The organism is Orrella marina (genome assembly GCF_003058465.1).
Lineage (GTDB): Bacteria > Pseudomonadota > Gammaproteobacteria > Burkholderiales > Burkholderiaceae_B > Algicoccus > Algicoccus marinus.
On record NZ_CP028901.1, the window covers coordinates 332,698 to 347,747 of the forward strand.

Annotated in this window: 13 protein-coding genes and 2 pseudogenes; 10 read left to right on the forward strand and 5 right to left on the reverse strand. The window is 57.2% G+C overall.

The genetic code is table 11. The features are described 5' to 3' along the window. Positions 1-5: 5 nt before the first annotated feature. The 6 genes from dxs to DBV39_RS01490 all read left to right on the forward strand — a co-directional run bounded on the left by dxs (position 6) and on the right by DBV39_RS01490 (position 5,534). Positions 6-1,883, forward strand: a complete 1,878-nt coding sequence (gene dxs / locus DBV39_RS01465) for a 1-deoxy-D-xylulose-5-phosphate synthase (protein ID WP_108620042.1) — start codon at positions 6-8, stop codon at positions 1,881-1,883. A 500-nt stretch (positions 1,884-2,383) separates the two neighbouring features. After that, positions 2,384-2,755 (forward strand): 30S ribosomal protein S6, encoded by a 372-nt coding sequence (gene rpsF / locus DBV39_RS01470; protein ID WP_108620043.1) that lies wholly within the window; start codon positions 2,384-2,386, stop codon positions 2,753-2,755. 26 nt (positions 2,756-2,781) lie between these two features. After that, the gene (gene priB / locus DBV39_RS01475) at positions 2,782-3,096 is read left to right on the forward strand and encodes a primosomal replication protein N (protein WP_108620044.1); all 315 of its coding nucleotides are present in this window, start codon (positions 2,782-2,784) and stop codon (positions 3,094-3,096) included. Positions 3,097-3,108: 12 nt separating this feature from the next. After that, a complete protein-coding gene (gene rpsR / locus DBV39_RS01480) occupies positions 3,109-3,378 on the forward strand; it encodes a 30S ribosomal protein S18 (RefSeq protein ID WP_108620045.1) in 270 nt (89 codons plus the stop codon). A 14-nt stretch (positions 3,379-3,392) separates the two neighbouring features. Then, positions 3,393-3,848: a 50S ribosomal protein L9 gene (gene rplI, locus DBV39_RS01485; protein WP_108620046.1), complete on the forward strand. Its 456-nt coding sequence runs from the start codon at positions 3,393-3,395 to the stop codon at positions 3,846-3,848. A gap of 309 nt (positions 3,849-4,157) precedes the next feature. Next, positions 4,158-5,534, forward strand: a complete 1,377-nt coding sequence (locus DBV39_RS01490) for a replicative DNA helicase (protein ID WP_108620047.1) — start codon at positions 4,158-4,160, stop codon at positions 5,532-5,534. Between the two features lie 173 nt (positions 5,535-5,707). Here DBV39_RS01490 and pdxA read toward each other — a convergent pair whose 3' ends face one another. From pdxA to DBV39_RS01510, 4 genes and pseudogenes are all read right to left on the reverse strand, one after another. Continuing rightward, on the reverse strand, positions 5,708-6,811 hold the full coding sequence (pdxA, locus tag DBV39_RS01495) for a 4-hydroxythreonine-4-phosphate dehydrogenase PdxA (RefSeq protein WP_108620048.1): 1,104 nt from the start codon (positions 6,809-6,811) through the stop codon (positions 5,708-5,710). Between the two features lie 85 nt (positions 6,812-6,896). After that, positions 6,897-8,824, reverse strand: a pseudogene (locus DBV39_RS01500) (PhoH family protein). A gap of 536 nt (positions 8,825-9,360) precedes the next feature. Beyond that, complete coding sequence (locus tag DBV39_RS01505) at positions 9,361-9,837, reverse strand: peroxiredoxin (protein ID WP_108620049.1); 477 nt, start codon at positions 9,835-9,837, stop codon at positions 9,361-9,363. Positions 9,838-9,972: 135 nt separating this feature from the next. After that, a complete protein-coding gene (locus DBV39_RS01510; protein WP_108623021.1) occupies positions 9,973-10,416 on the reverse strand; it encodes an Mth938-like domain-containing protein in 444 nt (147 codons plus the stop codon). A gap of 87 nt (positions 10,417-10,503) precedes the next feature. Between DBV39_RS01510 and DBV39_RS19350 the strand changes: the two genes are divergently transcribed. Further along, a complete protein-coding gene (locus DBV39_RS19350; protein ID WP_159078725.1) occupies positions 10,504-10,686 on the forward strand; it encodes a hypothetical protein in 183 nt (60 codons plus the stop codon). A gap of 287 nt (positions 10,687-10,973) precedes the next feature. Here the strand turns inward: DBV39_RS19350 and DBV39_RS19660 are convergent, their stop codons facing one another. Next, positions 10,974-11,207: a hypothetical protein gene (locus DBV39_RS19660; RefSeq protein WP_193853092.1), complete on the reverse strand. Its 234-nt coding sequence runs from the start codon at positions 11,205-11,207 to the stop codon at positions 10,974-10,976. On the opposite strand from DBV39_RS19660, the pseudogene alaC reads away from it, so the two are divergent. The 3 genes and pseudogenes from alaC to thrC all read left to right on the forward strand — a co-directional run bounded on the left by alaC (position 11,155) and on the right by thrC (position 15,048). Then, a pseudogene (alaC, locus tag DBV39_RS01515) lies at positions 11,155-12,338 on the forward strand (alanine transaminase). The gene DBV39_RS19660 and the pseudogene alaC overlap by 53 nt on opposite strands. Continuing rightward, positions 12,338-13,639, forward strand: a complete 1,302-nt coding sequence (locus DBV39_RS01520; RefSeq protein ID WP_108620050.1) for a homoserine dehydrogenase — start codon at positions 12,338-12,340, stop codon at positions 13,637-13,639. The pseudogene alaC and the gene DBV39_RS01520 overlap by 1 nt, the downstream one beginning before the upstream one ends. Further along, the gene (gene thrC, locus DBV39_RS01525) at positions 13,639-15,048 is read left to right on the forward strand and encodes a threonine synthase (protein WP_108620051.1); all 1,410 of its coding nucleotides are present in this window, start codon (positions 13,639-13,641) and stop codon (positions 15,046-15,048) included. Before DBV39_RS01520 ends, thrC begins: the two co-directional genes overlap by 1 nt. The last annotated feature ends 2 nt before the right edge of the window (positions 15,049-15,050 follow it).

A 15,050-nucleotide genomic window follows, 5' to 3' on the forward strand; every position in this document is an offset into this window, starting at 1 on the left:
GATTTATGAAACACGGTTTGCTTGAGCAGATCAATTCGCCTGAGGACTTGCGTGATCTCGATCGCGAGGACCTGGCAGGCCTGGCCGACGAGTTGCGCCAGTTTGTGCTTGACTCGGTCTCGCGCACTGGCGGTCATCTGTCTTCTAACCTGGGCACGGTCGAGCTTACGATTGCGTTGCACTATGTTTTCAATACCCCGCACGATCGCATCATCTGGGATGTCGGGCACCAGTCGTATCCTCACAAGATTCTGACGGGCCGGCGGGAACAGATGAGCGGGCTGCGTCAGGCCGGCGGAATCTCAGGCTTTCCCAGGCGCAGTGAGTCCGAGTACGACGCGTTTGGGACGGCCCATTCATCGACCTCGATCTCGGCTGCGCTCGGAATGGCGGTTGCGTCTCGCAATGCGGGAGTGGACCGGCAGCATATCGCCGTGATCGGAGATGGTGCGATGACGGCTGGTATGGCTTTTGAGGCGATGAACAATGCAGGGGTCATCCCTGATGTCAATCTGCTGGTCATACTGAACGACAACGATATGTCCATCAGTCCACCAGTCGGTGCCATGAATCGCTATCTGGCCCGTCTGTTGTCCGGGCAGTTCTACGCCGCTGCCAAGAATGTGGGCAGAGCGGTCTTGCAGCATCTGCCACCTGTGCTTGAGCTTGCTCGCCGGTTTGAGGAGCATGCCAAAGGGATGGTCACCCCGGCCACGCTGTTTGAGGAGCTTGGCTTTAACTATGTCGGGCCGATTGACGGTCACGATCTTGAGTCCCTCATTCCGACGCTGCAAAATCTTGGCGCACTCAAAGGGCCGCAGTTTCTGCATGTGGTGACCCGCAAGGGGCAGGGATACAAGCTGGCTGAAGCTGACCCGGTTCTGTATCACGGGCCTGGCAAGTTTGATCCGAGCGTTGGCATCCAGAAGTCTGCCCAGCCATCCAGGCCGACCTTCACGCAGGTGTTTGGCCAATGGCTCTGCGACATGGGCGAGCATGACTCGCGTCTGACCGGGATCACGCCAGCGATGCGCGAGGGCAGTGGTATGGTCGAGTTCGAGCGGAAGTTTCCGACCCGCTACTTTGATGTCGGGATCGCCGAGCAGCATGCTGTCACTTTCGCGGGCGGCATCGCCTGCGAAGGACAAAAGCCTGTTGTGGCGATCTACTCCACTTTCTTGCAGCGCGCCTACGATCAGTTGATCCACGATGTGGCACTTCAGAACCTGGATGTCACCTTTGCGCTGGACAGAGCAGGCATTGTGGGGGCTGACGGAGCAACCCATGCGGGCAACTACGACATTGCGTTCTTGCGTTGTGTGCCGAATATGGTGGTTGCAACGCCCTCGGACGAGAACGAGGCAAGGTTGCTTTTGAATACCTGCTATGAGTATCCCGGACCTGCATCGGTTCGGTACCCGCGAGGAGCGGGAGCGGGTACCGCGGTGACAGCTGACCTGGAAACAGTGCCACTAGGCAAGTCTGTTGTGCGGCGCGAAGGCAGGGATATCGCCCTGCTGGTCTTTGGAACCCGGCTTCCAGAGGCGGCAAAGGTCGCCGACACGCTCAACCTCACACTGGTTGACATGCGGTTTGTCAAACCGCTCGATACCGAACAGGTGTTGTCGCTTGCGAGAACTCACCGTGCGCTGGTCACCATTGAGGAAGGTAGCGTGATGGGTGGGGCGGGCAGCGCAGTGACCGAGGCGATCAATGCCGCGGCCCTCGTCTGCCCAGTGCTCCAGCTCGGCTTGCCTGACCAGTTCATTGATCATGGCGATCAGGCCAGGTTGCTGGCCGGCCTCGGGCTCGATGCGGCGGGTATCGAGTCGTCCGTTCGGAACCGCTTTGGCGGGCTGCTGCACGAAAGGTCGGCAGCCTGAGTTCAAGTCCGAGTCTGGTGTAGAGGCGCAGGGTAATGCCCTACGGTCCGGCTTTTGTTGGCCCGGTATTCCCTTTGAGTCGAACATGCCCGGTAGTTTCTGGCGATTAGGCGCTGTTTGTACTGGCCGTGTGTGCTCCTTGACTTGCGCCTCATTAAAATGCGTGGGATAATCGAAGGCTTCCCGTATTCCGGCTGTCGTTGTTTCCGTTTCGTATGAGGCATGTCGTGTGAGGTTCTCCACCCTGCATTCCCGCGATCATCAGGGGCAGTGACATACAAAGCGAAAGAGTACCGGGAGTTTGGGTGATGGATGGGTTCCGGTGCGGGATTCCAGTGGGGGTCCCGGTACCAAGTCTGACCCATCTTTTGCTCATGAGTCTTGCTCGACCTCCCGACCTGCCGTGTGGCTATCTGCTTGCAGATGAGACAGGCGAACAAAGGGTCAAGAGGCGGGCTACCGCTGTCACGTTGACAGGTAACCACAGGAGTTTCTACGACATGCGTCACTACGAAATTGTTTTCATCGTGCACCCTGACCAGAGCGAACAGGTGCCCGCGATGATCGAGCGCTACCAGGCGCTCATCACCGGTCAGAATGGCCAGATCCACCGTCTCGAAGACTGGGGTCGTCGCCAGTTGGCCTATCCGATCCAGAAGCTGGTCAAGGCTCACTACGTTTGCGTGAACGTTGAGTGCGATCAGGCAACGCTCGACGAGCTTGAACATTCCTTCCGTTACAACGATGCCGTGCTGCGTCACCTGGTCATCAAGACCACCGCTGCGCCTGCCGGTCCATCCGTGATGATGAAGTCTGTCGAGCGTGAAGAGGCCCGCAAGGTCACCACCGACGCTCCTGCCGCACAACAGTAAGTGAACAGGATTCGGGTCATCCAGCCTTGAACAGACTGGTTATCACGGGAGAGCTGCTCGAACTTTCACCCATCCGGACGACACCTGCAGGTATCCCGGTGCTGGAGTTCAGGCTGTTTCATGATGGCGAGACTGTGGAAGCAGGTACTCCCAGACGAATCCAGTGCGACATTTCGGTGGTCGCGATGGCTGAACTGGCCGGTATGTACAAGTCCCTGAAACTGGGCAGCATGCTGGAAGTGGAAGGATTTATTGCCCCGGCAAGAAAAGGCTCCCCCCGGCTACGGCTTCACGCAACTCATATCCGGCTTGTCGACACAGACCAAACATTGAACAGTTAAAAGGTGTCCAACATGGCATTCGCAAAACGCAAGGACAAGAAGAAATTCACCCAGCAGAACCCGCTTTTCAAGCGTCGCAAGTTCTGCCGCTTCAGCGCCGCTGGCGTCCAGGAAATTGACTACAAAGACCTCGACACGCTGCGTGACTTCATTCAAGAGAACGGCAAGATCATTCCTGCTCGCCTCACCGGTACTAAAGCGCATTACCAGCGCCAGCTCGACACGGCCATCAAGCGTGCCCGCTTCCTGGCCCTGTTGCCCTTTACCGACAACCATAAGTAATCAGGGGCCTAGACATGCAAATTATTCTTCTGGAAAAAATCGTCAATCTCGGCAACCTGGGTGATGTGGTTCGTGTTCGTGATGGTTACGCTCGTAACTATCTGATCCCCCAGAAAAAAGCCCGTCGTGCAACCGAGGCGGCGCTCAAAGAGTTTGAAGAGCGTCGTGCCGAGCACGAGCGTCTTCAGGCTGAACGTCTGGCGCAAGCCCAGTCCCTGGCAACCCGCCTCGAAGGCGTGGTGCTGACCCTGACCGAGAAGGCCGGTGTTGACGGACGTCTGTTTGGTTCGGTTACGCACATGGACATTGCCACCGCACTCGGTAGCAAAGGTTTTGAAGGGATCGCCAAGACGCAGGTCCGTGTGGTTGAAGGTGCTGTCAAGTCAATTGGTGAGTACACAGCCCAGTTGCTGTTGCACCCGGACGTCACAGCAGAGATCACACTCAAGGTCGAGGGCGATCTCGTCTGATAGCGGGAACATCTCATGCCAGAACTGCCTTGACTGGCAGTTCTGCAGTGACCTGCAGCATCCGCAGTACTCGATAGCACGGTTAACCTCCAAGGTGATACCGTGCTATTTTCTTTCGGGTCGATCGACTGACCTCATGGCTTGAGTGTTCTAATGTCCAGCACTCCTCCAGGCTTACTCACACGCCCGGATTCACTTGCTCGATCGCCACAGATCGTGGGTTCGCCGTCATCGTTCGTCGTTCCCTGTTCATCGTTCAGTGGTCTACGCCCGTCGTGACCTGTTCATTCCGTCTTTCTACTCTCTGTCATGAATCAGCCTCCGCCAGACACCGAATTAGAATATCTACGAGTACCGCCGCATTCGATCGAAGCCGAGCAGTCGGTTCTGGGTGGACTACTACTTGATAACGCCGCTTTTGAGCGCATTTCCGATGTGATCTCCGAGGACGACTTTTACCGGCATGAGCACCGGTTGATCTGGCATCACGTATCGCGGCTCATCAACTTGTCCAGACCGGCAGATGTCATTACGGTCAACGAGTCATTGCTTAGCGCAGGCAAGGGCGACGCCGCTGGCGGGTTACCTTACCTGAACTCTCTGGCGCACAACACGCCCTCTGCCGCCAATATCCGTCGGTATGCGGAGATTGTTCGCGAGCGCTCCATGTTGCGCAAGCTGGTCGCAGTGGCTGACGAGATCGCGTCCACCGCGTTTAATCCGAAGGGTAAGGAAGCTCGGCAGTTGCTTGACGAGGCCGAGTCCCGCGTGTTCAAGATCGCTCAGGAGGGTGCTCGTGGAACCCAGGGTTTTCAGGAGATCCAGCCACTGCTGTCGCAGGTTGTCGAACGTATCGACGAGCTGTATCACAGGGAAGGGGATTCCGAAGTCACGGGGATACCTACGGGTTTTGCGGATCTTGACCGCATGACATCGGGATTGCAGCCTGGCGATCTGATCATTGTTGCCGGACGTCCATCCATGGGTAAAACCTCGTTCTCGATGAACATCGGCGAGCACGTTGCGATCGAGCAGGGTCTGCCAGTGGCTGTTTTTTCGATGGAGATGGGTGCGGTGCAGCTTGCCATGCGGATGATCGGTTCGGTTGGCATGCTCGATCAGCACCGCATGCGGACAGGCAAACTGGTCGCGGATGACTGGCCCAAACTGACCCATGCAGTGCAGCGTATGCAGGATGCGCAGCTCTACATCGACGAGACCCCTGGTCTGACTGCTGTTGAACTGCGTGCGAGAGCCAGGCGTCTGGCGCGCCAGTGTGGTCAGCTCGGGCTAATCATCATCGACTATATTCAGCTGATGTCTGCGAATGGTTCAGGCGAGAACCGTGCTACCGAGATCTCTGAAATCAGCCGCTCGCTCAAAGGGCTGGCCAAGGAGCTCAATTGCCCGCTGATTGCCCTCTCGCAGCTCAACCGCAGTCTTGAACAGCGACCCAACAAACGTCCGATCATGAGCGACTTGCGAGAATCGGGCGCCATAGAGCAGGATGCTGACGTGATCCTGTTTATTTATCGTGATCAGGTCTATAACCCTGATTCGCCCGACAAGGGAACGGCGGAAATCATCATTGGTAAGCAGCGTAACGGGCCGATTGGTACCGTGCGTCTGACCTTCCAGGGAGAGAGCACGCGCTTCCTGAACTTCACGCCTGGAATGACGTATTAGGTTTTGGCGGGTGTGGTGCAGAGGTCTGGTTTGGATCTATGGTGTTCAGATATTGATCCGCGCAGCGGTCGTGCGCCGATCAATATCTGAACTTTACCGAAAAGTCGTTCGACGCCAGCAGTTGTCAACCGAAGTCAGCCGAAGCCAGCGGTCGTGACTGGTAACAGCAAACTTCAGATCATGGCGTTTCGAGAGAGCTGATCCGCCATGTTCAGGGCACTACGCAATGATTCCGGGCTGGCAATTCCTTTTCCAGCGATATCGAACGCCGTACCATGATCGACACTGGTCCGGACAAACGGTAGTCCAACGGTCACGTTGACACCTTCATCCAGACCCAGATACTTGACGGGTATCAGCCCCTGGTCGTGGTACTGAGCCACCACGATGTCGAACTCTCCCTGACGGGCTCGGGCAAAGATGGTGTCGCCTGGCCAGGGTCCGCTGACATCCCAGCCACGCTCTCGCGCAGCCTGGATGGCAGGTTCGATGACCTGCTGCTCCTCGTCGCCAAACTTGCCATTCTCACCTGCATGTGGATTCAGACCGGCCACAGCAATTCTGGGCCGTGCAATGCCAAGCTGGCGACAGGCGAGCGCGGCCATCTCTATCGTCTGCAGTTCGGCTTGGACACTGATCAGATCAGGGACATCTCGCAAGGGCACATGGATCGTCACCAGGATGACGCGCAAAACCGGATTGGCCAGCATCATCGCAACAGGAACGTCTCCACTGCGTGCAGCCAGAATTTCCGTGTGACCGGGGAACTCGATTCCAGCCAGACCAATCGAGACCTTGTTAAGCGGCGCAGTGACCATTGCGCGGATATGGCCCGCGAGGGCGTCGTCAATCGCCCGGCTCACTGACTCATAGGCACTGCGTCCTGCTTGCTTGCTTACTTTGCCAATTACCAGCGTTTCTGGAACCTGGTAAGTCTGGATGACACGAATGACTGGCACCTCAGGCACAGATTCTGCCGATGGCGACGGTGAGGTAATGCGCCCGGCGACCTGTGCATGATCGATGGTTTCAATGTGGCAATCGATTCCAAGCCGGGCAGCCGTGCGGCGAAGTGCGCCTGCATCGCCATAGACCACGCATTGCGCCAGACGCTTTGCGTCACCTGATCCCGTGCTTTCTGAGTACGTGTCCTCTTTGCCCCTTGAGGATTCCCCATGGCCCGTCAGCAGTTTCAGTACGATCTCCGGACCAATACCGGCCGGGTCACCCATGGTAATGCCGATGGGAGCGTTTAGGCTGTGCACTGGCGATGTCATGGAATCGTTCAACCCGGTCTCCGGTCAGATCCTGTCAGGCCATCAACAATGGCGAGCCCGGTCAGTTCAAAAGGTGCGTCGTGTTTCAAAGGACATCTGCCGCGTAGTCAGCCAGGCGTGAGCGTTCGCCGCGTTGCAACGTGACATGACCGGCGTGCGGCCAGCCTTTGAATCGGTCAACGACGTAGGTCAGGCCAGAACTGCCTTCGGTCAGGTAGGGTGTGTCGATCTGCGAGATATTGCCTAGACAAATGACCTTGGTGCCAGGACCGGCGCGCGTGATCAAGGTTTTCATCTGCTTGGGGGTCAGGTTCTGTGCTTCATCGATGATCAGATACTTGTTCAGAAACGTTCGGCCGCGCATGAAGTTCAGTGACTTGACCTTGATACGCGAGCGGATCAGATCCATGGTGGCCGCACGGCCCCATTCATTGCCACCGTCTTCATTCATGTTGAGTACGTCGAGATTGTCTTCGAGCGCGCCCATCCAGGGCAGCATCTTCTCTTCTTCCGTGCCCGGCAGAAAACCGATGTCCTCTCCAACCGGCACGGTGACCCGGGTCATGATGATCTCGGTATAGCGTTTGGTCTCGAGCACCTGTGTCAGGCCGGCCGCCAGCGCAAGCAAAGTCTTGCCGGTCCCCGCTTGCCCGAGTAGCGACACAAAATCGCAGTCCGGGTCCATGAGCAGATTCATCGCAAAGTTCTGCTCGGGATTGCGCGCGGTGATGCCCCACACATTGTTCTTGGCGTGACTGTAGTCACGCAAGGTGGCAAGTACAGCCGTCTGACCACTGACCTCGCGCACCTGGGCAAACAGCGGCATGGCCCCGTCGACGTGGACAAACTGATTGATCAGGAACTGGCTGCACATCGGCCCCTGGATCCGGTAAAACGTCATGCCCCCTGTTGCCAGGACTCAATGCCTTTACCGTGCTTGTTCCAGAAGTCCTCTGGCAGCGTCAGCACGCCGGAGTAGAGCAGGTCGGTGTCTTCCAGTACCTGGTCATTGAAATAATCTTCAGCGGCCAGACCCAGTGCACGCGCCTTCAGGCGCATGTTGATGTCCTTGGAAACCAGGACCACCTCTCGCTGGCTATGTTCCTGATGCAGAGCGCGCACGACCCCGAGAATCTGGTTGTCTGCCTTGGCCATCGGCATGTCTGATGGCAGTACGCTTGCAATGGCTTTCGTCTGAAAGTACAGGCGTCCGCCGGCATTCTTGTGTCCCATTGCCGAGAGTGCAACACCCGACTCAAGATCTGTGGTGTCACCAACTAGCTCGTCGAGCCAGCGACTGACCTGACGGGCGTTGCGGGCAACCTCCGACATGCCTTTCTTCTGGTGATCAAGCTCTTCCAGCGTCATCATCGGCAGGAAGATGTCATGCTCCTCAAACCGGAACAGGCTGCTCGGGTCATGCAGGAGCACGTTGGTATCGAGAACAAACAGCTTGGTTGCCTGACGCACACCTGTCTTGTCGGCGCGTTTGCGACCACTGCGGGTGCTTCGATCGCTCTGGTTGCCAGCACTCGCGGACTGTCTGGCCGTCGACGACCGGGAACGATCATTCGCATTTCCCACTTTGCCCGCATTACCCACTTTACCCGCTTTACCCAATGCACCTGACTGATCCGACTGATCCGGCTTGTCAGCGGCTTTCTCTGGCAACTTGCTTGTGAGTTCGCTCTGTACTGGCCTGGACTCGGTACCCGCTTCTGTGGACGACTCCTGGATGCCAGTCAGCTCGGTTTGAATCGACGCATGAGTACCCGTGCGGTCAGAACGTGCTGTTTCGCGTGCGGGCGGAGCCGGCTTGGGTGCGTGTGCAGGTGCGGCGGTCTCGATAGGCTCACTAGACGGATTGACGGGCTGGTCAGCCGGCAGTGGCGTCACTGCAGATTCGGCGGCAGCCTTTTTTGATTTGCGGCTTTGCTGGCTGGGACGCGGCTTGGGTACCGAAGCCATGTCCAGCAGTGCAGCTGGGCGGGTAGGCATTTTAGGCAATGGCATGATGAGTATCTCGTTTGAGCGTCCGTGTGCAAGGACAGATTCTGATGGTTTGTGTGAGCGCAGGATGGGCAGGTTCGATGCGGGCTGCGCGACCTGCTCGGTCCACATGCCTTCGTCCCGATGTGTGTCCTGGCAAGCGGTCACTCGCAACGGGACGTGTACGCCCCCAACGATGAAATCGGGATTGACCGCTTACTGTATCAAAGCGTGGCTTCACGGTGTTTCTTAATCTGCAAGCATGGTCTGTCTCACGACTTGCGCGTGCCGGTCGTCGTAGTCTGGCAAGTTGCAAGCGGCTGCTGATGGATTGCCAGACCTGCAGCAAATCGGTTGAGCTATTGTCGCATGACAAACGGGACTGAAAACCGGTTGGCAAACGATGAGGGGCAATGTGCAGAGTGTGCTCGGTCTGGTGGCGTCGGTTGAAAAGCCTGACATACCGAGCGAATCCGCTTCGGCTCGGATTCGCGTCCAGACAATGTGTCTGAATGGTAGTGCGGTGGTCAGGCTTCAAGTTGTCCGGACTACAGTGAAGCTTACAGGTCACGGACTGCCTGAAGCACTTCTTCGACATGGCCGGGTACCTTGACCCCGCGCCAGACTTTCGCCACGTTGCCCTGTGCATCAATCAGGAAGGTGCTGCGTTCAATTCCACGTACCTGCTTGCCGTACATCATCTTGTCACGCATGACGCCAAAGAGATTGCACACGGTTTCGTCCGGATCGGAAATCAGTGCAAAGGGAAGCTCCAGCTTGTTGCTGAACTTTGTGTGGGCTGTCATGCTGTCGCGCGAGACACCATAGATAAGGCAATTCTGCTCTTGGAACGCCGGCCAGTGCTCTTTGAAGCCTTGGGCTTCAATAGTGCATCCCGGCGTATTGTCGCGAGGATAGAAATAAATCACCACCGCCTGGCCTTGCAGGTCGCTCATTTGAACGGATCCGGCCGTGCTCTGGGCTTCGAACACCGGTGCTGGTTGACCGGCGGTCAGGGAAGACGTTTGGGACGACATGTAAAAACTCCTCGCATAGATTCGGACTGGCTGGCCATCTGTGAACTGAGGTTTGGGAACTGAGTCCGGGGGATACTGTGTTCCCAACGTCCCAACGTCTCAACGTATCACGATCGCCCTGTCATTGTTCTGTCACTATTCGGTCAGTAGCGCGGCAATCACGCGTCGGCCCTCGGCCATCAGGACGTTGTACGTGCGGGCCGCAGCAGGTGTGGTCATGCATTCGACACCGATTCCCTGGCGCATCAGGGGAGCCAGAATGTCCATGGGCAGCAGGTGCTGACGAGCGCCGGTTCCAACTAGCAACACTTCCGGTTGATCTGGATCGCGTGGTGATGTCGCGCTCTCGTCGGCGTCCAGGAACGCCATCGGATCGATGCGTACCTCGGCGAGACGGCAAGCCTGGCGCAGCAATGCAGTGGATATGTCTTGCGCACTGAGGGCAGGCCAGTCATCGATGTCGCCCTCGGGTCCAAAGGCCACTGCGTTCGTGAACTGGACGCGGTTGATCTCAATAAAACCCGGCCCGTAGGCAGTAACCGTGTTGAGTGATGGATTGACGTCGGCGTGCAACTTCAAATAAGTACCCTCCAGAACAGTAGTTTGATCATAGCGTAAACCAGATAAGAAAAAAGTGAAGGCTGACCGCACCATCGACAGGGGCGAATGGCAGACAAACTGGCGGGCAAAGGCGGGGTCAAAGGCTGGGCCAAGGAACAGACTGTTGTATTCGTGGCCGAGCGTGCGACTCAACAACATGGGTTGGCGCGAACGAGCGTGATGGTTGTAGCCCGTGTCGGGTCAATGACGGGCCAGATTTGCCGAAGTTGGTCCGATACGATAGATTAGAGGGCTATCCAAACGCACTACAATCTGATTCAGTCTTGTTATGGATGGATTTTTGATTCCAGGACCGGTAGCTCAATGGCCAGACCATACAACGGTCAGATCGATCTGGCCTGAGTCTGCTGGTTTACCATGATCGGCTCGCACAGTTGCGCTTGAGCACCGCGCAGTCGGATTCCTGTGAACTTGGCCATGGCTTGCGTGAGGGCGTCGCATGTGCCCCGGGATGTTGCTTAATCTGTTCAAGCGATGCTCTGCGCGGGAGCGCTGATTGGCGGAGTCGGCGGTGATCATCGATGGCAGGCGATCTTTGGCGTGTTCTGCCGACCGGTGCAAGCGTCGGCTTGTTTTGTCGGATCGGGTTGTGAAAGGTTGCGGTTTTTTGGTGTTGTTGAATGTTGTTGAATGTTGTTGAGTTTTGTTGAATTTTTTTGATTGCCTCCCAGCAGGTTTGCCTCTAAAGGATAGACAGTGAAGACGTTTCCCCGAATCGAGCGGCTGCCGCCGTACGTTTTTAATATCACGGCCGAACTCAAGATGGCGGCGCGCCGTCGGGGGAAGATATTATCGATATGTCGATGGGAAACCCGGATGGTCCGACACCACAACACATCGTTGACAAGCTCGTTGAGGCAGCAAGTCGGCCCACCACCCACGGCTACTCAGTTTCCAAAGGGATTCCTCGTTTGCGTAAGGCGATTACGGACTGGTACCAGCGCCGTTATGACGTGACGTTTGATCCCGATAGTGAGGCGATTGTCACGATCGGCTCCAAGGAAGGTCTGGCGCACCTGATGCTTGCAACGCTGGATGCAGGTGACACGGTGCTGGTGCCCAATCCGAGCTATCCCATCCATATTTATGGTGCGGTAATTGCCGGCGCCAACATCCGGTCGGTGAGAATCTCGCCGGGAGTGGACTTCTTTGCCGAGATCGAGCGTGCAGTCAGCGAGTCGATTCCCAAACCCAAGATGATGATTCTGGGTTTCCCGAGCAACCCGACCGCACAGTGTGTCGATCTGGCATTTTTTGAGCGGGTGATCGAACTCGCCAAAGCGCATGACATTCTGGTAGTTCATGACCTGGCGTATGCCGACATCTGTTTTGATGGCTACCAGGCGCCATCGATCATGCAGGTGCCGGGTGCTCGCGATGTCGCAGTCGAGTTCTTCACCATGAGCAAGAGCTACAACATGGCCGGATGGCGCATCGGCTTCATGGTAGGTAACAAGGAGCTGGTGCATGCGTTGGCGCGCATCAAGAGCTATCACGATTACGGGACCTTTACTCCGTTGCAGGTTGCGGCGATTGCCGCGCTCGATGGTCCGCAGGACTCTGTGCGTGAAATCACGGCCAAGTACCAGCGTCGTCGTGACGTGCTGGCCAAAGGCTTGCAGGAAGCCGGCTGGGATGTGGAGGTTCCTAAAGCCTCCATGTATATCTGGGCCCGCATCCCGGAGTCTTATCGTGCGATGGGATCGCTTGAGTTCTCTAAAAAGCTGCTCGATATGGCCAAGGTGGCTGTCTCGCCAGGTATCGGATTCGGCGATCAGGGTGACGAGTATGTCCGGTTTGCACTGATCGAGAACGAGCAGCGCACGCGTCAGGCCGTACGGGGTATCAAAGAAATGTTTCGCAAGGACGGATTGCTCTGATGGAACCAATCAAGGTAGGCCTGCTGGGGCTCGGTGTCGTCGGTGGCGGGACCTGGAACGTGCTGCGCCGTAACGCCGAGGAAATTGGACGGCGGGCTGGCCGCCAGATCGAGATCGTACGGGTAGCGGTGCGCGATGTCGCCAAGGCACGTGCCAAAGTTGGTGCAGACGTGCAGATCACGGATGATGCCTTCGAGGTGGTGCGTGACCCCCAGATCGATATTGTGGTCGAACTCATTGGTGGCGTGACGCTGGCTCGCGAATTGCTGCTGGAAGCAATCGCCCATGGCAAGCACGTGGTGACAGCCAACAAGGCGTTGCTGGCCATGCACGGCACCGAGATTTTTGAGGCGGCCTCCAGGAAAGGCGTCATGATCACGTTCGAAGCGGCGGTGGCTGGGGGAATTCCCATCATCAAGGCGATTCGCGAAGGTCTGACCGCTAACCGCATCGAGTGGGTGGCCGGCATCATTAATGGCACCACCAACTACATCCTGAGCGAGATGCGTACCAACAAGCTGACGTTTGCCCAGGCGTTGCAGCAGGCCCAGCAACTCGGATATGCCGAGGCTGATCCGACCGCTGACATCCAGGGCATCGACGCCGCGCAAAAGCTGACTTTGCTGGCATCAATGGCGTTCGGGATTCCGGTCCAGTTCTCCAAAGCGTATATAGAAGGCATCACCCAGTTGTCCGATGAGGATCTCGAGACAGCACAGTATCTCGGCTATCGCATCAAGCTTCTGGGGATCACCCGGCGACGCGCCCAGGGAATCGAATTGCGTGTACATCCTACACTGGTGCCGGCGAACTCAATCCTGGCCAATGTGGAAGATGCGATGAACGCCGTGCTGGTCAACGGTGATGCAGTGGGACAGACCCTTTACTACGGAAAGGGTGCTGGCGAGGAGCCGACCGCGTCAGCCGTTGTGGCCGATCTGATCGATGTCACCCGCCTGCATACGGCCGATCCCGGACAGAGAGTCCCGCACCTGGCCTTCCAGCCAGATGCAATGGCCGACATCCCGATTCTGCCGATTGATGAGGTGGTATCGTCGTACTACCTGCGTATGATGGTTGATGATGTCCCCGGCGTACTGGCGGATATTGCCCGGGAGTTGTCCAATGCCGGCATCTCGATTGGATCGATGATCCAGCAACCCTCCGAACAGGGCTATGCCCGACTGGTGTTCCTGACCCATTCGGCCCAGGAGCAGGCGGTGAATCGGGCGATTGCCTCGATTGAGTCAATGCCGTTCATGCGATCCCAGGTGACACGTCTGCGAGTGGAAGAGTTCTGATGCGCTACATATCAACACGCGGCGAGATGGCCGCACAAGGTTTCTGTGATGTGCTGCTGGAGGGTCTGGCCCCCGACGGCGGACTGGCGGTGCCGGAGTCGGTGCCCCATATCAGCGAGTCCACGCTGGAGTCCTGGCGCTCACTGTCCTACCCTGAACTGGCCGCTGAAGTGCTGGGTTACTTTGTGACCGATATCGAACCCGATGTCCTCAAGCCCATGACAGCCCGCGCCTATGAGGGATCGAAGTTTCGTAGCGAGACCATTGTTTCCTTGAGGCCACTAGCTGACAGCATCAGCCTGCTGGGATTGTCCGAGGGTCCGACGCTGGCATTCAAAGACATGGCCATGCAGTTCCTTGGCGAAGCGTTCCCTCACGTGCTTGCAGCGCGCAGCACCACACTCAATATTCTGGGTGCAACCTCGGGTGATACCGGCTCTGCAGCCGAATACGCGATGCGCAGCAAAACTGGGCTTGCAGTGTTCATGTTGTCTCCCTATGGACGCATGAGTGCGTTCCAGCGTGCCCAGATGTATTCGCTTAAGGATGAGAACATTCACAACATCGCCGTGCGTGGTGTGTTTGACGAGGCGCAGGATATCGTCAAGGCGCTATCGGGCGATCTTGCGTTCAAGGAGCGCTACCGGCTTGGCGCGGTCAACTCGATCAACTGGGCCCGGATCGCAGCCCAGATCGTTTATTACTTCTGGGGCTGGCTGCGTGCGACCGACCTGGACGTGTGTTCCGTCTCGTTTACTGTTCCGACGGGTAACTTTGGCAACATCCTGTCTGGTCATTACGCCCGGCAGATGGGTCTGCCGATCAGCCGTCTGGTCCTGGCGACAAACGAGAACAACGTACTGGAAGAGTTTTTTACGACTGGTATCTACCGCCCTCGTACTCCTGCCCACACGCATGTGACCTCGAGTCCTTCCATGGACATTTCAAGGGCGTCGAACTTCGAGCGGTTTGTGTTCGATCTGGTTGGTCGAGACGCCGATCGAGTCAGAAAGCTCTGGCATCAGCTGGCAACCGAAGGGATGTTTGACCTGTCGGACAAGCTCGATGTGCTGTCAAAGCAGTATGGGTTTGTCGCTGGCCACAGCACCCATAGCAACCGCCTGGGCACCATCCGGCGCGTGTTCGATCAGCTTGGTGTTCTGATTGATCCGCACACGGCTGACGGTGTCAGGGTGGCACGTGATTTTGTGGAGCCAGGTACACCCATGCTGGTGCTCGAAACCGCATTGCCAGCGAAGTTCACGGATACGATTCAGGAATCGATCGGCCGGCCGGCACCGTTGCCGCCCGGACTTGAGGATCTCGAGTCACGTGAGCAGAAAGTCACTGTGTTGCCGTGCGATGTGGCGAGCGTACGTGACTACATCGTCGAGCACGCCAAGGTCTGAGG